Here is a 19,043-nt window from a genome sequence, read left to right on the forward strand (position 1 = left end):
ATTTCGTTTCATAACACAGCGACGAAGATCATCGCGACACGGTGGCACCTGCGTGTGACCTCCGACACTGCGGAGGGCTACAGTACCCGGGTTGTCAGCAAGTGACCCATCCCGCAGCCAGCGGGTATGGGTGTTCATCGCTGGTCCGCTGGGGTGGGTTGGCGCGCGCTTGCGAGTCCGCATCCAGGCGTCGGTCGGTGCGTCTCCACTCACCGGCGCGAGTGTTCGGTAACAGGAGGACACAGATGTCCGAGACCTTGGCCGCCGACGGCGGCGGGCTTTCCCTTACCGGAAGCAATGTCACCTACGTCGTCATCGCCGCGGTTGTCGCGCTGGTGGCGCTCGGTTTCGCTGCCGCCCTCACAAAGACGGTGCTGGCCGCCGGCAAGGGCACCAACAAAATGCAGGAGATCTCGGGGGCGGTCCAGGAGGGCGCCTCGGCCTACCTGCTCCGCCAATTCCGTACTCTGGCGATCTTCGTCGTCATCGCCGTGGTGCTGCTCTTCCTGCTGCCGGTGCACGACACCGATGGCAACGTGACCGCGGTGAAGATCGGTCGTTCCCTCTTCTTCGTGCTGGGCGCCCTGTTCAGCGCGTTCATCGGCGGTGCCGGCATGTGGCTGGCCACCCGCGCCAACCTGCGCGTGGCCGCCGCCGCGAGGGAGCGGGAAGGTGGTCGCGAGACGGCCATGAAGATCGCGTTCCGGACCGGCGGCGTCGTCGGCTTCCTCACCGTCGGCCTCGGCCTCTTCGGTGCGGCGCTGGTCGTCCTGGTCTACCGGGGTGACGCGCCGACCGTGCTGGAGGGCTTCGGCTTCGGTGCCGCGCTGCTCGCGATGTTCATGCGGGTCGGCGGCGGCATCTTCACCAAGGCCGCCGACGTCGGCGCCGACCTGGTCGGAAAGGTCGAGCAGGGCATCCCCGAGGACGACCCGCGCAACGCCGCCACCATCGCCGACAACGTCGGCGACAACGTCGGTGACTGCGCCGGCATGGCCGCCGACCTGTTCGAGTCGTACGCGGTGACGCTGGTCGCCGCGCTGATCCTCGGCCGCGCCGCGTTCGGCGAGGAGGGCCTGGTCTTCCCGCTGATCATCTCCACCATCGGCGTGCTGATCGCGATCGTCGGCGTCTTCATCACCCGGCTGCGCGCGTCCGACCGGAGCGGCCTGACCGCGATCAACCGGGCGTTCTACCTCTCGGCCGTGCTCTCCGCGGTGCTGGTGGCGATCGCCGCCTACGCGTACCTGCCGGCCACCTTCGGCGAGTTCGACGACGGCCTCACCGACGCCTCCGGCAACCCGCGGCTGGTGGCCATCGGCGCGGTGGTGATCGGCATCGTGCTGGCCGCCGCGATCCAGGCGCTGACCGGCTACTTCACCGAGACCAACCGGCGACCGGTGCAGGACATCGGCAAGAGCTCGCAGACCGGCGCGGCGACCGTGATCCTGGCCGGCATCAGCATCGGTCTGGAGTCGGCGGTCTACTCGGCGTTGCTGATCGGCGCCGGTGTCTTCGGGGCGTTCCTCCTCGGCGGCAGCTCCATCACGCTGTCGCTGTTCGCGGTGGCACTGGCCGGTACCGGTCTGCTCACCACGGTCGGCGTGATCGTCGCGATGGACACCTTCGGGCCGATCTCCGACAACGCCCAGGGCATCGCCGAGATGTCCGGCGACATCGACGAGCACGGCGCTCGTACGCTCACCGAGCTGGACGCGGTGGGCAACACCACCAAGGCGATCACCAAGGGCATCGCGATCGCCACGGCGGTGCTCGCCGCGACCGCGCTGTTCGGCTCGTACACCGACACGCTCACCACCGCGTACGCGGACGCTGGCGTGGGCGATGTCGGGACGGAGATCCTCAACTCGCTGAACGTGGCGAACCCGCGCAACCTGGTCGGCCTGATCATCGGTGCGGCGGTGGTCTTCCTCTTCTCCGGGCTCGCCATCAACGCGGTGTCCCGCTCGGCGGGTGCCGTGGTGATGGAGGTTCGCCGGCAGTTCCGTGAGCTGCCCGGCATCATGGACGGCACCCAGCGCCCGGAGTACGGCAAGGTCGTCGACATCTGCACCCGGGACGCGCAGCGCGAGCTGATGACCCCCGGCCTGCTCGCCATCCTGGCGCCGATCGCGGTCGGCTTCGGCCTCGGGCCCGGCGCGCTCGCGGCGTACCTGGCCGGTGCGATCGGCGCCGGCACGCTGATGGCGGTCTTCCTGTCCAACTCCGGTGGAGCCTGGGACAACGCCAAGAAGATGGTCGAGGACGGCGCGTACGGCGGCAAGGGCTCCGAGGCGCACGCCGCCACGGTCATCGGCGACACCGTCGGTGACCCGTTCAAGGACACCGCCGGCCCGGCGATCAACCCGCTGATCAAGGTGATGAACCTGGTCTCGCTGCTGATCGCGCCCGCCGTGGTGGCGTGGAGCGTCGGCGACGACCGCAACGTCGGCCTGCGGGTCGGCATCGCCCTGGTCGCGACGCTGATCATCGTGGCGTCGGTGGTGTTCAGCAAGCGCAAGGGCATCGCGATGTCCGACTCCGACGTCGATGGCAACACCGGCGCGGGCAGCACCGACCACCGGCCGGAGACGGTCAACGCCTGACCCGGCACCGGCACAGGTCCCCGGTCGACGTCCGCGTCGACCGGGGACCCCGGCCGTCCGGACCGGTGCCACACCTCCCCAAAGGCCGTACGCTGCAACGCATGCGTACGTGCCGGGCGTCTGCCGCCGGAAAGCTCACGGTGGTCCTGGCCACGGTTGTCGTCGTCCTTGCCGGCTGCGGCGGAGGCCCCAGCCCACGGGCCTGGGCGGCCTCGGTCTGCGGGGCGCTCACCCCGTGGCGCTCCGAGATCAGCAAGTTGACCAGCAGCACGGATGAGCAGATGACCGCGCAGACCACGCCGGCGCAGGCCAAGGAGAACCTGGTGCGGCTCTTCGCCGGGGCGGAGCAGGCGAGCGAGGCCGCGCGCCGCAAGGTGGAGAAGGCTGGCGTCCCGGAGACCGACAACGGCGAGGCCATCTCCGCCGGTTTCCGCAGCTCACTGGGGAAGATGCGGGACGCCTACGGCCGTGCCCGGGACACCATCGACGGCTTGGGCATCGGCGAGCCGACCGTCTTCTATGACGGCGTGCGGGCCGCGGTGGAGACCCTCAACGCGGAGTACGACGCGAGTGCCCTGGACACCAGCAAGCTCAACTCCGAGGAGTTGAAACAGGCCTTCGACGAGGTGCCGGAGTGTCGCTGAGCGGGCTCGGCGATTCCCCGGCGGCGCAGCCGCCGGCGCTGTTCCCCGCCCCCGAGCCCGGCGATCCGGCACCGGGAACGTCGGCCTCCGGCACCTCGCGCCGACGCGGCGGGTCGACTCAGCCCGGCCCCGCGCAGACCGAAGACGCGGGCCGACAGCTTGTCTTCTTCGGCGCGGAGGCGGCCGAACCGGCCGTTGCCGACCTGGCCGGGCTGCTCGCCGGGCCGGGCGAGGTGGTGCGGATGGGCGGCACCGCCCGTCTCTCGGTGCAGGTGGACGCCGCGTGGCGGGTGCACGTGCTCGTCGCCGAGCTGGCGTCGCGAGGGCTGTCGGCGAGCTGGGAGCCGACCGAGGGTGAGCGACACGCCGTCCGCACGTCGTACACGCGGGTGTTGAAGCCACTCGCGGCGGCGTGGCTGCACGGGCAGGCGAAACGCCCGCCGGCCACCTTTCACCTGACCGGCCGGCGGCTGCGGCTGTGGCTCGCCGCCGCCGGGACGCCGGAACCACCGGGCGGCTTCCTGTTGCGGCTCGGCCCGGACGACGCGGAGTGCTGGGAACCGATCGGGGTCGCGCTCGCGGCGGCCGGGCTCGCGGGCACGCTGGTCAGCCCAGGTGAGGGCGGCCCGGCGTACCGGATCACCGGCCGCCGACGGTTGGGTCGGCTCGCCGAGTTGGTCGGCGGGGCGCCTCCCGCAGCGCCTGCCGACACGTGGCCGACGCCACCCTGAACCGGTCATTTCGCCCAGTTTGCCGACCCGGTCGGGACGACGGCCGGTGTCCGGTGCCGGACAGCCGGCGGGACGATCCAGGCGGAAAACGGGCGGGTCGGACCTCGGCCGTGGGTCCGCCATCGTCACAGTGACCCGCTTCGAGCCCTACTCACGGTGTACGGTGGCGCCGTCCGGCACTCCGAGCGCGGCGGGGCGAGAGTCGACCATCGCGCCGGGGCGGTTTGCCGCCCGCGAAACCCGAAACGCGGGCGGCGCGTTACGTTGGACATCCGGACCGCCGGTGCGACGGCGGGGGTCGAAAACCGTCGCTGTCCGGGCGCCGGCAGGCCACGAGCAGGAGTGAGGTCGGGGAGAGACGTGCCGAGCAACGCTGGAACCACCCGTCTGGTCATCGTCGAGTCACCGGCGAAGGCCAAGACGATCTCGGGCTACCTGGGCCCGGGGTACGTCGTGGAGGCCAGCTTCGGTCACGTCCGCGACCTGCCGCGCAACGCCGCCGACGTGCCGGCCAAGTACAAGAAGGAACCCTGGGCCCGCCTCGGGGTGGACGTGGACAACGGCTTCCACGCGCTCTACGTCGTCTCCGCCGACCGTAAGCAGCAGATCAGCAAGCTGGTGAAGCTGGCCAAGGAGGTCGACGAGATCTTCCTGGCGACGGATGAGGACCGCGAGGGCGAGGCGATCGCCTGGCACCTGGTCGAGACGCTCAAGCCGAAGGTCCCGGTCAAGCGGATGGTCTTCCACGAGATCACCAAGCCGGCGATCCAGGCGGCCGTCGCCAACCCCCGGGAGATCGACCGCGACCTGGTCGACGCCCAGGAGGCCCGCCGGATCCTCGACCGGCTCTACGGCTACGAGGTCTCCCCGGTGCTGTGGAAGAAGGTCATGCCGAGGCTCTCGGCCGGCCGGGTGCAGTCCGTGGCGACCCGCATCGTGGTCGAGCGGGAGCGGCAACGGATGGCCTTCCGCACCGCCGAGTACTGGGACATCCTGGCCACTCTCGCGGTCGCCAACGCCGGCGAGGGCCCGCGGGCGTTCAACGCCACCCTGATCGCCCTGAACGGCGACCGGATCGCCACCGGTAAGGACTTCGAACCGACCACCGGCCGGGTGAAGCCCGGTGCCGGTGTCGTGCACCTGGACGAGAACGGTGCCCGGGGTCTCGCGGCCCGACTCGAGGGACGGCCGTTCACGGTCACCCGGGTCGAGGAGAAGCCCTACCGCCGCCGCCCGTACGCGCCGTTCATCACCTCGACCCTGCAGCAGGAGGCGGCCCGCAAGCTGCGCCTGTCGTCGCAGCAGACGATGCGCACCGCGCAGCGCCTGTACGAGAACGGCTACATCACCTATATGCGTACCGACTCGGTGAACCTGTCGGAGACCGCCATCTCGGCGGCCCGTCGGCAGATCGTCGAGCTGTACGGCGAGCGCAGTGTGCCGCCGGAGCCGCGCCGCTACACCGGCAAGGTGAAGAACGCGCAGGAGGCGCACGAGGCGATCCGTCCGGCGGGAGACAACTTCCGCACCCCGGGCGAGGTGGCCAAGGAGTTGTCCGCCGAGGAGTTCAAGCTCTACGAGCTGATCTGGCGGCGCACCATCGCCTCGCAGATGACCGACGCGGTCGGCTCCAGCGTGTCGGTCCGCATCCGCGCGGTCTCCACCTCCGCGGAGGAGGCCGACTTCGGCGCCACCGGCAAGACCATCACGGACCCGGGCTTCCTGCGCGCGTACGTCGAGTCCAGCGACGACGAGAACGCCGAGGCCGAGGACGCCGAGCGCCGGCTGCCGACCCTGGTCAAGGACCAGCCGCTGACCGCCGACGAGCTTGCCGCGCAGGGCCACCACACCCAGCCGCCGTCGCGCTACACCGAGGCGTCGCTGGTCAAGGCCCTGGAGGAGCTGGGCATCGGTCGGCCGTCCACCTACGCGTCGATCATGCAGACGATCCAGGACCGGGGGTACGTCACCAAGCGCGGCCAGGCGATGATCCCGACCTTCCTGGCCTTCGCGGTGATCGGGCTGATGGAGCGGCACTACCCGCGCCTGATCGACTACGACTTCACCGCCACCATGGAGAACGAGCTGGACGAGATCGCCGGCGGCGACCACGCCGCGGTCGACTTCCTCACCGCGTTCTACTTCGGCAGCTCCAACGGTGCCGGCGACCAGGACATCGCCCGTTCCGGCGGGCTCAAGAAGCTGGTCACCGAGAACCTCAGCGACATCGACGCCCGCAGCGTCAACTCCATCCCGCTCTTCACTGACGACGACGGCCGCGAGGTCGTCGTGCGGGTCGGCCGGTACGGGCCGTACCTGCAGCGGGAGCTGCCCGGCGGCGAGCAGCCGGCACCGGCTGCCGAGGGCGAGGAGGGCGGCGCCCAGGGTGACCGGGCACCGATCCCCGAGGGCCTTGCGCCGGACGAGTTGACCCCGGAGAAGGTGCACGAGCTGTTCCTCGGCGGCAGCGGCGAGCGCAAGCTCGGCGACGACCCCGCGACCGGCGAGCCGATCGTGCTCAAGTCCGGCCGGTTCGGCCCGTACGTGTCCAGTGGCGAGCGGAAGTCGTCGTTGCTGCGTACGCAGACACCGGACTCGCTGACCCTGGAGGAGGCGCTCAAGCTGCTCAGCCTTCCCCGGTTGGTCGGTGTCGCGCCGGACGGCGTCGAGGTCTTCGCCAACAACGGCCGCTACGGCCCGTACGTCAAGCGGGGCGAGGAGTTCCGTTCGCTCGAGTCCGAAGACCAGATGTTCACGGTCGGCCTGGACGAGGCGCTGGCGCTGCTGGCCGCCCCGAAGGCCCGGGGACGGCGGGCTGCGGCACCGCCGCTGCGCGAGATGGGCGTCGACCCGGCGACCGAGAAGCCACTGGTGATCAAGGATGGCCGGTTCGGCCCGTACGTCACCGACGGGGAGGTCAACGCGTCGTTGCGGCGCGGGCAGACCCCGGAGGCGTTGACCATCGAGGAAGCCTCCGAGATGTTGGCCGAGAAGCGGGCGAAGGGGCCGGCGCCGCGGAAGAAGGCGGCGGCGAAGAAGGCTCCCGCGAAGAAGGCCGCAGCCACGAAGAAGACGGCCGCGGCGACCAAGAAGACGGCCGCGGCGACCAAGAAGACGGCCGCTGCCGCCAAGTCCACCGCCGCGAAGAAGACCACAACAGCCAAGACGACGCCAGCCAAGAAGGCCGCCCCCCGCAAGGCCGCGTCGAGCACGGAGTAGCCCCGACCCAACGAGATCTTGGAAGGAATCCGCCCCTCCAGGGGCACTTTCCTTCCAAGATCTCGGCGCTTATCCACAGGGGCGGCCGGCTTGGGTGGTCGTGCGGAGACTTGACGGTTATGAGTCTCCGGAGGACGTCGTCGACGGCTGCCTGGGGTCGCCGGCTGCCGAGCGATGACGCGGATGAGCTGACCTGGCTGCTTTTCCACCAGGATGACGTGCTGAGCCTCGACCAGGCGCGGCGGCACCTGTCAGCCAAGGCCATCCGACATCGCGTGGCGGCCGGGATGTGGCGACAGGTTCACCGGGCAGTATTCGTCGCCCACAACGGGCCGGTCAGCGCCGACCAGCTCCGGTGGGCGGCTGTCCTCGCCGCGGGGCCGCAGGCGCTCCTCGGTGGTCTGACCGCAGCACAGGCCGGAGGGCTCCGGGGTTTCCCGGGTCGCCCGGTCCACATTCTGCTGCCCGCTTCCTGCCGGCGTGGGTCGTTGCCACCCGGTGTGTTGGTGCACCGGACGGTGACACTGCGGGATCAGGACGTGCTGGCCGTCGGGCAGCCCCGGCGGACCATGCCGGCTCGGTCGATCGTTGACGCCGCCCAGTGGGCACCCGGTGACCAGGAGGCGCGGGGGATCGTCGCCGCTGCATTCCAACAACGGCTCGTGGCCTCCGACGATCTGCACCAGATCGTCGACCGCCTACCCCGGGTCCGCCGTCGCCGGCTGATCCTGGCCACGGCGTCGGACGCCGCAGGTGGGTCTCACTCGGTGGCGGAGCTGGACTTCCTGGGCCTGATCCGTCGCGCGGGGCTCCCCGAGCCGACGCGGCAGAAAATCCGTTACGACTCGACCGGGCGACGTCGCTACCTGGACGCCTACTTCGAGCAGTGGAGGGTGCACGTCGAGATCGACGGTGGGCAGCATCTCGATCCGCGTGCCTGGTGGGCTGACATGTGCCGTCAGAACGCGCTCTGGGTCGATGGTGATCGCCTGTTGCGCTTCCCGGCCTGGGCCCTCCGGGCGAAACCGGACGAGGTCCTCACCCAACTCCGCGCCGCCCTGCGAGCCGCAGGCTGGCTAGGCTGATCTTGGAAGGAAAGCGGCCCCTCCAGGGGCGCTTTCCCTCCAAGATCTACTACAGAAGCCGTCAGGCGCCGAGGACGTGGGTCAGGTGGGGGTTGCTGAAGACGCGATCGGGGTCCAGACGGTCGCGAACGGCCTGGAAGTCCGCAAAGCGGGGGTAGGCCGCAGCCAACGAGGCGGCATCTCGGTAGTGCAGCTTGCCCCAGTGCGGGCGGCCACCCAGCCCGGTGGCCACCTCCTCGAAGGCCCGGAAGTACGGCTCGTACGGCATACCGACGTACTGGTGCACGGCGATGTAGGCGTTGTCCCGCCCGTAGCCGTGCGAGAGCCAGATGTCGTCGGCGGCGGTGAATCGCACCTCCACCGGGAAGAGCACCTTGAACGGCAGCCCGTTGACGATCCGCTGGAGCGCGGCGAGCGCCTCGGGCAGCGCCTCGCGGGGCAGGCCGTACTCCATCTCCACGAAGCGGACCCGGCGCGGGGTACAGAACACCCGGTCGGAGCGGCCGGTGTACCGACGCTCGGTGAGGGCGCGAGCGGAGACCGCACTGATCCCCGGGGCCAGCGCGGGGACGACCCGGCCGAGTCGGCAGGCGCCCGCGAAGACGGTGTTGGCGAGGAATTCGTCGTCCAGCCAGCCGCGCCAGCGGGACAGCGGACGGTCGTTCGCGGGTACTCGATCGTTGGTCTTGACCTGGACCCGCGTGGTGTAGGGGAACCAGTAGAACTCGAGGTGGTCGTGCCCGCCGATCAGCGCGGGCAGGTCGCCGAGCACGTCGGCCAGCTCGGCCGGGCGTTCATGGGCGTGCAGCACGAAGGCGTCCACGCAGCGCAGGGTCACCTCGACCAGGACGCCGAGAGCGCCGAGCGACACCTGGGCGGCGGCGAGGACGTCGGGATGCTCGTCGGCGGAGCAGCGCAGCACCTCACCGGTGCCGGTGACCAGGGTGATCGCCTCGACGAAGGTGGACAGGCACCCGTAGCCGGCGCCGGTGCCGTGGGTGCCCGTGGAGATCGCGCCGGCGACGGTCTGCGCGTCGATGTCGCCGAGGTTGGGCAGCGCGAGGCCGTGCCGTGCGAGCAGGCCGTTGAGTGCGTGCAGGGTCATTCCCGCCGGTACGGTGACCAGCCGCTGCGCGACGTCGACGCTGACCGTGGTGGTCAGATCGGACAGCTCCATCCGGCGGTCGTCGGCGAGAGCGACGGCGGTGAACGAGTGGCCGCTGCCGGTCACACGGATCCGACCGCTGGCGGCTGCGGTGGATCGGACCGCTTCTGCGACGTCCGTCGGCGAGCCGGGGCGCAGGATCGCGGTGGCGCTGCCACGCTGGTTGCCGGCCCAGTTGGACCACCCGGGGGTGAGCGGTGCGGTGCCGGCCATGCGCGCTCCCTCATTCATGAATATGAAGTGACTTCATATCAGGAACGTTCTACCTGGTAAATACCGCAATTGCGATCCGCTCGTTGTACCGGTAGTCACGGACTCGTGACGTATAGATATGTTCATCCGTCGAAGGGGGGTGGCGCCGAGTGTCTACACCAGCCGCCACGACCGGGCCGCTGCGCCGCGTTCCGGTGCAGGGTCGAAGTGTCGCGCGGGTGCAGCGCATGTTGGATGCCTGCGCCGAACTCGTCGACGAGGTGGGGTACGAGGGATTGACCACGACCCTGCTCGCCGAGCGAGCCGAAGTGGCGATCGGGTCGGTCTACCAGTTCTTCCCGGACAAGCGGGCAATCGTGCAGGCGTTGACCCTGCGCACGATGGAGTCCTACCTCCAGCGCCTCGACGAGCGGTTCGCCTCCGACGAGATGACCCACTGGTGGGACGGCGTCGACGCGGGGATCGACGAGTACATCACCATGCACCGCACCGTCCCCGGCTTCCGTACCCTGCACTTCGGCGACGTGGTCGACCTGCACCTGCTCGACGAGCAACGGGACAACAACGGCGTGATCGCCGACCAGTTGGCCCAGGTGCTCACCGAGCGTTTCGGGCTCACCGACGTACCGAAGCTGCGGTTCGTCCTGGAGATCGCGGTCGAGGCGGCGGACGCGCTGATCAAGCTCGCGTTCCGGCGGAAGTCCGACGGTGACGAGCGGGTGCTGTTGGAGGCCAAGGCACTGATCCGGGAGTACCTGCACCGCCAGGTCGACGGCCCGGACAGTGCGCGGTCCACCGCCGGGCAGACCGAGGCGACCCAGCCAGCCTGAGTCGCGCTCGCGGCTCGGGGTGGGCGGCGCGTCAGAGGAAGGCCTGCCCCTCACCCCGGTAGGTGGGGACGGTCGCCACGACCGTGTCCCCATCGACCAGGTGCAGCTCGTTGACCCGTTCGCACAGCTCACCAGCCTTGGCGTGCCGGAACCACACCCGGTCGCCGACGCGCAGGGTGGCCGCCGCCGCGCCGGACAACGGAGTCTGCACCTCACCGGCGCCCTCGGTGCCGACCAGCTTGAGCCCGGCCGGTAGCCACGGCCGGGGCAGTCGGCTGTCGGCCGCCGGACCGGAGGCGATCCAGCCGCCGCCGAGCACCGTCGCCAACTCCGGCGTCGGCCGGCGGACCACCGCGCAGGCGAAGAACGCCGCCGGGGTGGGCCGCCAGGCGCGGTACGCGTCGAACAGCGTCGGCCCGTACAGGCCCGATCCCGCGGTGACCTCGGTGACCGCGGGATCGGCGCTGGTCGCGGCCACGCTGCCGGTGCCGCCGCCGTTGACGAACTCCAGGTCGGCGTGCTCGCGTACCGCGGCCACCGCCGCACCCCGGCGGGCCAGCAACTCGCGGTACGACCCGCGCTGGGTCAGCCTGATCGCGCCCGCCAGCAGCGTCCGCCCCGGCGGCGCGTCGCCCAGGCCGGCGATCTGCGCCTCGTACGACATGAGCCCGACCAGCCGGAAGCCGGCCCGGCCGGCGATGGTGGCGGCGAGCGCACCGGCGGCCCGTGCGCTGTGCACCGGTGAGCGGCGGACGCCGACGTGCACCCGCCCCCGCAACGGTCGCCAGGAGGCGTCCAGATCCAGACAGAGCCGCAGCTCGGCGCGCTGCCCGGGGGCGCGGACGTCGTCGATCAGGTCGAGTTGCCCGGTGCTGTCGACCATCAGGGTGATCGCGGTGGCGAGCGTCGGGTCGGCGGCCAGCTCGGCCAGCGCCGCGCGGTCCACGCTCGGGTAGGCGACCAGCACGTCGTCGCTCACACCGGCCCGGACCAGCCAGATCGCCTCGGGCAGAGTGAACGCCATCACGCCCTGCCAGCCCGGTCGGGCGAGGGCTCGGCTGATCAGCTCCCGGGCGCGGACCGACTTGCTGGCCAGCCGGACGGGCTTGCCGGCGGCGCGATCGGCCAGGGCCGCCGAGTTGGCGTCGAAGGCGGTGAGGTCGACCACGGCGTACGGCGGGTCGAGGTGGTCGGTCGCCCGATCAAGGCGCTCGCGAAGTTTGTCGCTTTCGATGGCCACGTGTGCACGCTAACTGTCCGACGGGAAATGCGAAACACCCTCGCGTACGTCCGGGCTGCGGCCGGTGGCTCCAGCGGCCTAGGCTCAGCGAGCAGGAGAATGTCGCCGGTGGGGCGGCCCCCCACCGGGTCTAGAGTGTTTCACCGGGGGTGCCCAGCGATGGGCCGGCACGTGGAGGTACGGCCATCGAAAGCCAGAACAGCGGCGAGTCGCCCGGCGAGTCGCGCTCGGGAGACCAGTCGGACAACGCCGCCAAGCAGCCCAGCTCCGGCCAGGTTGATCCGTCCGGTTACGCCGCCATCCGGTCCGTGTTGCGCATCCAGCCGTTCCGGCGGCTCTGGATCGTGCTCGGTGCCGCCTCCTTCGGCGACTGGCTCGGCCTGCTGGCCACGTCGGTCTTCGCCGCGTCCCAGGTCCAGGGCAGCACCGCGAAGGGTGCGGCCTTCGGCGGCGTCATCGCGATCCGGCTGCTGCCCGCGCTGGTGCTCGGGCCGATCGCCGGTGTGCTGGCCGACCGGTTCGACCGGCGCTGGACGATGGTCATCTGCGACCTGCTCCGGTTCGTGCTCTTCGCCTCGATCCCGATCGTGGCGCTGGCCGGCGCCAATGGCGGACTGGTGGTCCTGTGGGCGACCGTCGCCACCTTCCTGATCGAGTCGATCACCCTGATCTGGATCCCGGCCAAGGAGGCCGCGGTCCCCAACCTGATCCCGCGCGCCCGGCTGGAGGCGGCCAACCAGCTCACGCTGATCACCACGTACGGCCTCACCCCGATCCTCGCGGCGCTGGTGGCCGCGGCGCTCGACCGCAGCGTCCGGGCCATCGTCGCCGGCGGCGACCTCGGCTGGGCGGAGCCCGCCCAGCTCGCGCTCTGGGTCAACTCCTTCTCCCGGCTGGCCACCGCCCTCGTGGTGGCGTTCGGGATCAAGGAGATCAGCCAGGCGCAGACCGGCGAACGGCAGCGCACCGAGCAGGGCATGGGGCGTCAGTTCGCCGAGGGCTGGAAGTACATCGGCCAGACCCGGCTCGTCCGCGGCCTGGTGCTCGGCATCTTCGGCGCGTTCGCCGGCGGCGGCATCGTGATCGGCACGGCCAAGTTCTTCGCCGCCTCGCTCGGCGCCGGCGACGCCGCCTTCTTCCTGCTCTTCGGCGCCATCTTCATCGGCCTGGCCCTCGGCATCGGTCTCGGCCCGATGGTCGTCAAGGAGATGTCCCGGCGCCGGTGGTTCGGCATGAGCATCGTGCTGGCGAGCGCCGCGGTGATGACCCTCGCCTTCGCCATCCACCTGTCCATGGCGATCGTCGGCGCGATCCTGGTCGGCGCCGGTGCCGGAATGGCCTTCCTGGCCGGCACCACCCTGCTCGGCGGCGAGATCAAGGACGAGGTACGCGGTCGGGTCTTCGCGGTGGTGCAGATCGGTACCCGGCTGGTGCTGATCCTGGCCATCGGGCTGAGCAGCCTGCTGGTCGGCGTCGGCGGCTCCCGCAAGCTGACCATCGCCGACCTCGGCATCTCCGTCTCCTCCACCCGTCTGCTGCTGCTCGCCGCCGGTGCCGCCGGCATCTTCGCCGGGATCAGCGCCTTCGGTCAGATGGACGACAAGAAGGGCGTGCCGGTCCTCGCCGACCTCTGGGGGTCCATCCGGGGCCGTCCGCTGATGCCGGCCGAGCCGTTCGTCTCCGCCGGGCTCTTCGTGGTCTTCGAGGGTGGCGAGGGCGCGGGCAAGTCCACCCAACTCACCGCGCTCGCCGAGCGGCTGCGCGATCACGGACGCGAGGTCGTGGTCACCCGCGAGCCGGGGGCGACAGGTGTCGGTCGACGGATCCGGTCGCTCGTGCTGGACACCTCCGGCGACGACGCGCCGTCACCGCGCGCCGAGGCGCTGCTCTATGCCGCCGACCGGGCACACCACGTGGCCACCGTCGTCCGGCCCGCACTGGTCCGGGGCAGCGTGGTGATCAGTGACCGGTACGTCGACTCGTCCCTGGCGTACCAGGGCGCCGGCCGGACACTGCCCGTCGACGAGGTCTCCTGGCTCTCCTCCTGGGCCACCGGTGGGCTCAAACCCGACCTGGTGGTGCTGCTGGACGTCGAGCCGAAGACCGGCCTGTCCCGGGTGGCCTCGCGCAACACCGGCACCGACCGTCTGGAGGCCGAGTCGGTCGCCTTCCACGAGCGGGTCCGGTACGCGTTCCTGGACCTCGCCGCCGCCGACCCGAAGCGCTACCTGGTGCTCGACGCGTCCCGGTCGGTCGAGGAGATCAACCGGCAGGTGGTCCGCCGGGTCGAGGAGATGCTCGGCAAGCCGGGAGGCATCGTGCACCCGCGGCCGGCGCAGGGCCCGGACACCTCGGTGCAGCCTGAGTTATCCGACGCGGAGTTGGTGACGATGGAGCACAAGACCTGATGCCGGACGTCTTCGCCGACCTGGTCGGTCAGGACGAGGCGGTGGCCGAGCTGCGCCGGGCCGCCGCCGCGGCAGCCGCCGTGCTGCGTGCTGGCGCGGCCGCGTTGGTCACCGCCGGCCCAGCCAGCGGTAACGAGTCCACGGCCGACGACGCCGCGACCGGCGGGCTGGACCCGGCCGCCGGAATGACGCACGCCTGGATCTTCACCGGGCCACCCGGCTCCGGGCGTTCGGTCGCCGCGCGGGCGTTCGCCGCCGCCCTGCAGTGCGTGCACGGCACCGGCTGCGGCGAGTGCCCCGGCTGCCGTACCACGATGGGCGGCACCCACGCCGACGTCCGGCTGGTGGTGCCGGAAGGGCTCTCCATCGGTGTCAGCGAGATGCGCGCGCTGGTGCTCCGGGCGGCCAGCACCCCCTCGGGCGGGCGCTGGCAGGTGGTGGTCATCGAGGACGCCGACCGGCTCACCGAGGCCGCCGGCAACGCGCTGCTGAAGGCGATCGAGGAGCCTCCACCGCGTACGGTCTTCCTGCTCTGCGCCCCCTCCACCCACCCGGACGACATCTCGGTGACCATCCGGTCGCGGTGTCGGGTCGTACCCCTGCGGCAGCCGCCGGCCGACGCGGTGGCCGAGGTGCTGGCTCGTCGGGACGGCATCGCGCCGGACGTGGCGCAGTGGGCGGCGGCAGCCGCGCAGGGGCATGTGGGTCGGGCCCGCAGGCTGGCCCGCGACCCGGAGGCCCGCAAACGGCGCGAGGCGGTGCTCGCGGTGCCGCGCCGGTTGACCGGTATCGGCGCGGCGTTCGACGCGGCGTCCGCGCTGATCGAGGCAGCGGAGGCGGAGGCCGCGGCGTCGGTCACCGAGGCCGACACGGCCGAGCGGGCGGCACTGGAGACCGCCCTCGGCGCGGGCGGCACCGGCCGGGGCGCGGCCGGCGCGATGCGGGGCGCCGCCGGGCAGCTCAAGGAGCTGGAGAAGCGGCAGAAGTCCCGCGCCACCCGGGCCCAGCGGGACGCGCTGGACCGGGCGCTGGTCGACCTGGCGGGGTTCTACCGGGACGCGCTCACCATGGCGCTGGGCGCGCCCGTCGCCCCGGTGCACACCGACACCGCCGCACTGGCCGGTGCGGGCGCGCAGAAGTGGGACGCCGAGGGGGCGCTGCGCCGGCTGGAAGCCGTGCTCGCCTGCCGGGCGGCGATAGAGGCGAACGTCAAGCCGCGGATCGCGGTCGAGGCGATGATGCTCGCCCTCTGGAAGGGCTGACCCGCAGCTTCCGGCGGTTGTCCACAGCCATCGACAGGCCCGATTGCGGTGCGGTACGGTCCGGTGTGCCGTGGTGACGGCGACGGCACACTCAGTGATGGCTCATCCGGGAGGAGTCGGCCGATGCCGCGGGGGGAGATCGACGAAGCCTGGATCGAGGAGGCGGTGCGGCGCTACCGCCGGATTGAGTCGCTCCAGGCCGAGTTCGACCAGGCGGTGTCCACCGTCGAGGTGACCGTCCGGTCGCCGGACGGTCTGGTCGAGGTGGTGGTCACCGCCGGTGGGCGGATCACCGACGTCCGGTTCCTCGGCCCACTGCACAGCCGCAGCCCACGGGACGTGGCCGGCTCGGTGCAGGCCGCGGTCACCGCGGCGGCCGACGCCGCCGAGTGGGCGCGGGAAAAGCTGCACAACGAGACGTTCGCCGCCTACCGACCGCTCGCGGGGGCCTGAGATGGACACACTGCGCGCCCTCTCCGCCCGGCTGGACGAGGCGAGCGCCACGCTCACCGCCATCGCCCACAATGTCACCGCCAGCGATCCCGCTCATGCCGCGTTCGGTGCCGACGCCCCGGGCCGTCCCGGCGAGATCGGTCGCGCGCTGCACCGGCAGTGGACCGCCGCCACCGACGACCGGGCCCGGGAGGCCCGCACCGCCGCCGGTCGGCTGGCCGCCGCCGCCTCGGCCGTGCGGGAGGCCGCCGACCGCTACGCCGAGGTCGACCAGGCGGCCCGCCGCCGGCTCGCCGGGGAGCCCTGATGGACGCACTGGACCGCCTCGCCGAGCCCGGCCTCGACCTGCTGCGCCGGGTGGACAGGCTGATCGCCGCCGGCGTCCCGGAGGGGCACCGGGTCTGGCCGCTGCTGCGCCGGATGCAGGTGCTGCCGGGCGACGCGGTCCGCGGCTTCCTCGACCTCCACCCCGCGCCGCTCGCCACCGCCGGGCACGCGGTGCGCCGGCTGGTCCGGGGGTACGACGACGTCTCCGCCGCGCTCACCGACTCGGTGCTCTGGTCCGGCCCGGCGGCGACGGCGTACGGGCAACAGCGGGCCGCGCTGCTGCGCCACCTCGACGAGGGGCCGGACAGTCTGGTCGGGCGGCTCGAATCCACCGCCGGCTACGCTGACGCGCTCGCCGACTGGGTGGAGGGCAGCCGCCTCGCGTTGGCCCGTACGTTGGCCGATGTGCTCCGCTCGGCCGAGGCGGTCGCCGTGGTCGCCGCCACCGCCACCGGTGTGTCGACGCGCCTCGGGCCGGTCGGGCCGGGTGTGGCCGACGCGGCTGAGATCGGCGCGCGGGTGCTGGCGGTGCTCTGCGTCGCGTACGACGGCGCGGAGACGTTGCTGCGTCAGTGGGCCCCGAGTCTCGCCGAGACCGCGTGGCGGCCGCCGATGGATGGTCGACCCCGCTACGACCAGCCGACCCGGGTCGGCTGGTAGCCGGCCGGAGCGTCTCCTGCCGCCCTCGGCTGGCGGTGGATGCCGCTCGGACGGGCCACGGCGTCGCTCGCGGGTGTCGGACCGGAGCCGGCACCCACGGCGACGCCGTGGTCTTTCCCCTGCACCCCCCGCAGGTCTGCCTTCACTCAACGCCGCCGGGGCGCACTTTGTCTCCTGTCCGGGGCCGGATTCAACCGTCCGGGCGAGGAGCAACGGCACGACGGGCCGCCCGGCAATAGGTCGAGTCGACGGTCATGAATGGCAGCGGGGCGTAGTCATCCGACGACGACCGACGCACCTTCCGGCCGTGGACCGTCGTAGGGTGGGGGGATGGGGATGCTCTGTGCGGTCAGCTTCAACCGGTACGGGCGCCTCTACTACCTCGACCCGGGTGAGTTGCGTCCGCAGGTGGGCGACAAGGTGCTGGTGCCCACCGACGACGGGCCCGAGGTGGCGGAGTGCGTGTGGGCCGCGCAGTGGGTGACCGAGGAAACCGACGGCTTTCCCCGGCTGGTGGGGCTGGCCGGCGACGACGACCTGCACCGGGACGAGGCGCTGCGTCGCCGTAAGGCCGAGGCCAAGGTGGCCGCGAAACGGCTGATCCGCTCGCACGGCCTGCCGATGAAGGTGGTGGCCGTCGACCACGTGCTCGGCGCCGCCGACGGCGGGGGTGAACGCACCACCGTCTACTTCACCGCCCCGCACCGGGTGGACTTCCGCTCCCTGGTCCGCGACCTGGGTGCCACCCTGCACTGCCGGGTCGAGCTGCGCCAGTTGTCCGCACGCGACTCGGCACGCGTGCAGGGCGGCATCGGCTCCTGCGGTCGGGACCTGTGCTGCGCGACGTTCCTCACCGACTTCGAACCGGTGACCATCCGGATGGCGAAGGACCAGGACCTTCCACTGAACCCGCTGCGCATCTCCGGTGCGTGTGGTCGGTTGATGTGCTGCCTGAAGTACGAGCACCCGCTGTACCAACGCTTTCAGGAGACCGCCCCGGCGGTCGGCAGTCGGGTCTCCACGCCCGAGGGCGACGGCCGGGTGGTCGGCCACAGTGTCCCCCGCGACGCGGTGACGGTCCGTCTCGACGCGGACGGCTCCCGCAACGTCTGCTCGAAAGCATCAGTGTGCGGGAGCCGCAAGGCATATGAGGACCGGTAGGCCGTCTGATCAGACGCGCACCGTGACCTGAAGGACCGGTGGTCGGTCGTGTGGCTGTTACGGCGTGACGCCCAGGATGATGGCGATGGTGCCGACCGTGGCCATGAGCAGGCAGGTGCCGGGGTGCATACCGATCGAGATCCGGATGTCCTGCTTGCGCCAGACGAGCCAGACGGCCGGGAACAAGAAGATCATCTTCGACAGCACGGTCCATGGCGCCCAGAAGTGGTAGACCGAGAACAGGACCGTGTTGAGCACGGGTGCTCCCCAGCGCAGGTGGGAGATGCGGGGCAGCAGGAAGCCGCGGAAGTAGTACTCCTCGATGAGGGGGAGGGTGAAGCCGGTCAGCGGCAGGCAGATCAGCATCGTGACGACCACCCGGGAGTGTGCGTAACCGTCGATGTAGGTGGTGGCGCTGCCGCCTGCGCCCTCGAAGGGGAACCAGGTGAAGAAGTTGTCGAAGACGAGGTTGTCCAGTGGGACGAGCGCGAGTGACACCACAGTCATCCACACGATGAGGCCGGCGATGATGGCGATGATCTTCCCGCGTCCGATGGGCCTGTCCCGGTAGGACGCCACTGTGCGCAGTGTGTAGCGGCCGGTGCGTTTGCGGCCCAACCACAGCAGGCCGAACAGCAGCGGTGCGAGCACGATGACCAGGGCGATTGCCCAGGCGAAGAAGATCGGGTAGTCGATCGCCTTGACGAACGGCTCGGCGAGGAACAGGTAGGCCGCGACGATCAGGGCACCGGGCACGAGGTGCAGTGCGATCGACAGCGGAAGCGAGTGACGGTCGGCGAGCAGCAGTTCGACCAAGCGGTTCGGGCGGGTGGCCTTCGTGGCAGCGGTGCGGGTGAGCGTGTTCTCCATGTCGCAAAGATTCGCGCCGCCTCCTGCCACGCGCCTGTCACAGCCCTGACACGCCACAAAAGTCCGAGCTCAGAGCGTTGATCAAGAGGTTTGCGTCAAGAATCAGGCTTGCGGTGACGCAAACCTCTTGATCAACAGGGGTGGGGGTGGGGGTGGGGTGGGGGTGGGG

General features: G+C 71.2%; 15 protein-coding genes. 12 read left to right on the forward strand and 3 right to left on the reverse strand.

Annotated features, from left to right (window positions below):
* Positions 1-245: 245 nt before the first annotated feature.
* The 5 genes from C7C45_RS19370 (at position 246) to C7C45_RS19390 (ending at position 8,285) form a co-directional block, all read left to right on the forward strand.
* On the forward strand, positions 246-2,606 hold the full coding sequence (locus C7C45_RS19370; RefSeq protein WP_110565087.1) for a sodium-translocating pyrophosphatase: 2,361 nt from the start codon (positions 246-248) through the stop codon (positions 2,604-2,606).
* 101 nt (positions 2,607-2,707) lie between these two features.
* Positions 2,708-3,250, forward strand: coding sequence for a hypothetical protein (locus C7C45_RS19375; protein ID WP_110565088.1), 543 nt, complete (start codon positions 2,708-2,710; stop codon positions 3,248-3,250).
* The gene (locus C7C45_RS19380) at positions 3,241-3,981 is read left to right on the forward strand and encodes a hypothetical protein (RefSeq protein ID WP_110565089.1); all 741 of its coding nucleotides are present in this window, start codon (positions 3,241-3,243) and stop codon (positions 3,979-3,981) included. Before C7C45_RS19375 ends, C7C45_RS19380 begins: the two co-directional genes overlap by 10 nt.
* A 360-nt stretch (positions 3,982-4,341) precedes the next feature.
* Positions 4,342-7,200 carry a type I DNA topoisomerase gene (topA, locus tag C7C45_RS19385; RefSeq protein WP_110565090.1) on the forward strand — a complete coding sequence of 953 codons (2,859 nt, stop codon included), beginning with the start codon at positions 4,342-4,344 and terminating at the stop codon, positions 7,198-7,200.
* Between the two features lie 119 nt (positions 7,201-7,319).
* The gene (locus tag C7C45_RS19390; RefSeq protein WP_110565091.1) at positions 7,320-8,285 is read left to right on the forward strand and encodes a PDDEXK family nuclease; all 966 of its coding nucleotides are present in this window, start codon (positions 7,320-7,322) and stop codon (positions 8,283-8,285) included.
* Between the two features lie 61 nt (positions 8,286-8,346).
* Here C7C45_RS19390 and C7C45_RS19395 read toward each other — a convergent pair whose 3' ends face one another.
* Positions 8,347-9,663: a D-arabinono-1,4-lactone oxidase gene (locus tag C7C45_RS19395; protein ID WP_110565092.1), complete on the reverse strand. Its 1,317-nt coding sequence runs from the start codon at positions 9,661-9,663 to the stop codon at positions 8,347-8,349.
* A 227-nt stretch (positions 9,664-9,890) separates the two neighbouring features.
* Here C7C45_RS19395 and C7C45_RS19400 point away from each other — a divergent pair, with 227 nt between their 5' ends.
* Complete coding sequence (locus C7C45_RS19400) at positions 9,891-10,493, forward strand: TetR/AcrR family transcriptional regulator (protein ID WP_110565093.1); 603 nt, start codon at positions 9,891-9,893, stop codon at positions 10,491-10,493.
* A 31-nt stretch (positions 10,494-10,524) separates the two neighbouring features.
* Here C7C45_RS19400 and C7C45_RS19405 read toward each other — a convergent pair whose 3' ends face one another.
* Positions 10,525-11,733, reverse strand: coding sequence for an amino acid deaminase/aldolase (locus tag C7C45_RS19405; protein ID WP_110565094.1), 1,209 nt, complete (start codon positions 11,731-11,733; stop codon positions 10,525-10,527).
* Positions 11,734-12,041: 308 nt separating this feature from the next.
* Between C7C45_RS19405 and tmk the strand changes: the two genes are divergently transcribed.
* From tmk to C7C45_RS19435, 6 genes are all read left to right on the forward strand, one after another.
* Positions 12,042-14,141 (forward strand): dTMP kinase, encoded by a 2,100-nt coding sequence (gene tmk / locus C7C45_RS19410; RefSeq protein ID WP_110565110.1) that lies wholly within the window; start codon positions 12,042-12,044, stop codon positions 14,139-14,141.
* Positions 14,141-15,403, forward strand: coding sequence for a DNA polymerase III subunit delta' (locus tag C7C45_RS19415; protein WP_110565095.1), 1,263 nt, complete (start codon positions 14,141-14,143; stop codon positions 15,401-15,403). The genes tmk and C7C45_RS19415 overlap by 1 nt, the downstream gene beginning before the upstream one ends.
* A 123-nt stretch (positions 15,404-15,526) precedes the next feature.
* Positions 15,527-15,856, forward strand: coding sequence for a YbaB/EbfC family nucleoid-associated protein (locus C7C45_RS19420; RefSeq protein ID WP_053659404.1), 330 nt, complete (start codon positions 15,527-15,529; stop codon positions 15,854-15,856).
* Position 15,857: 1 nt separating this feature from the next.
* Entirely contained in the window at positions 15,858-16,163 is a 306-nt protein-coding gene (locus C7C45_RS19425) for a type VII secretion target (protein ID WP_110565096.1), read from the forward strand.
* On the forward strand, positions 16,163-16,843 hold the full coding sequence (locus C7C45_RS19430) for a hypothetical protein (RefSeq protein WP_110565097.1): 681 nt from the start codon (positions 16,163-16,165) through the stop codon (positions 16,841-16,843). The genes C7C45_RS19425 and C7C45_RS19430 overlap by 1 nt, the downstream gene beginning before the upstream one ends.
* 330 nt (positions 16,844-17,173) lie before the next feature.
* Entirely contained in the window at positions 17,174-18,004 is an 831-nt protein-coding gene (locus C7C45_RS19435; RefSeq protein ID WP_110565098.1) for a PSP1 domain-containing protein, read from the forward strand.
* Positions 18,005-18,061: 57 nt separating this feature from the next.
* Here the strand turns inward: C7C45_RS19435 and C7C45_RS19440 are convergent, their stop codons facing one another.
* The gene (locus tag C7C45_RS19440) at positions 18,062-18,874 is read right to left on the reverse strand and encodes a CPBP family intramembrane glutamic endopeptidase (protein ID WP_110565099.1); all 813 of its coding nucleotides are present in this window, start codon (positions 18,872-18,874) and stop codon (positions 18,062-18,064) included.
* Between the last annotated feature and the right edge of the window lie 169 nt (positions 18,875-19,043).

The organism is Micromonospora arborensis (assembly GCF_003205615.1).
Lineage (GTDB): Bacteria > Actinomycetota > Actinomycetes > Mycobacteriales > Micromonosporaceae > Micromonospora > Micromonospora arborensis.

Excerpts from the sequence above, each read along its gene's own strand:
- C7C45_RS19400 (WP_110565093.1), top strand. The coding sequence starts at position 9,891 with ATGTTGGATGCCTGCGCCGAACTCGTCGACGAGGTGGGGTACGAGGGA.
- C7C45_RS19375 (WP_110565088.1), top strand. The coding sequence starts at position 2,708 with ATGCGTACGTGCCGGGCGTCTGCCGCCGGAAAGCTCACGGTGGTCCTG.
- C7C45_RS19425 (WP_110565096.1), top strand. The coding sequence starts at position 15,858 with ATGGACACACTGCGCGCCCTCTCCGCCCGGCTGGACGAGGCGAGCGCC.
- C7C45_RS19390 (WP_110565091.1), top strand. The coding sequence starts at position 7,320 with ATGAGTCTCCGGAGGACGTCGTCGACGGCTGCCTGGGGTCGCCGGCTG.
- C7C45_RS19420 (WP_053659404.1), top strand. The coding sequence starts at position 15,527 with ATGCCGCGGGGGGAGATCGACGAAGCCTGGATCGAGGAGGCGGTGCGG.
- C7C45_RS19415 (WP_110565095.1), top strand. The coding sequence starts at position 14,141 with ATGCCGGACGTCTTCGCCGACCTGGTCGGTCAGGACGAGGCGGTGGCC.
- C7C45_RS19370 (WP_110565087.1), top strand. The coding sequence starts at position 246 with ATGTCCGAGACCTTGGCCGCCGACGGCGGCGGGCTTTCCCTTACCGGA.
- C7C45_RS19440 (WP_110565099.1), bottom strand. The coding sequence starts at position 18,874 with ATGGAGAACACGCTCACCCGCACCGCTGCCACGAAGGCCACCCGCCCG.
- C7C45_RS19395 (WP_110565092.1), bottom strand. The coding sequence starts at position 9,663 with ATGGCCGGCACCGCACCGCTCACCCCCGGGTGGTCCAACTGGGCCGGC.
- C7C45_RS19430 (WP_110565097.1), top strand. The coding sequence starts at position 16,163 with ATGGACGCACTGGACCGCCTCGCCGAGCCCGGCCTCGACCTGCTGCGC.
- C7C45_RS19435 (WP_110565098.1), top strand. The coding sequence starts at position 17,174 with ATGGGGATGCTCTGTGCGGTCAGCTTCAACCGGTACGGGCGCCTCTAC.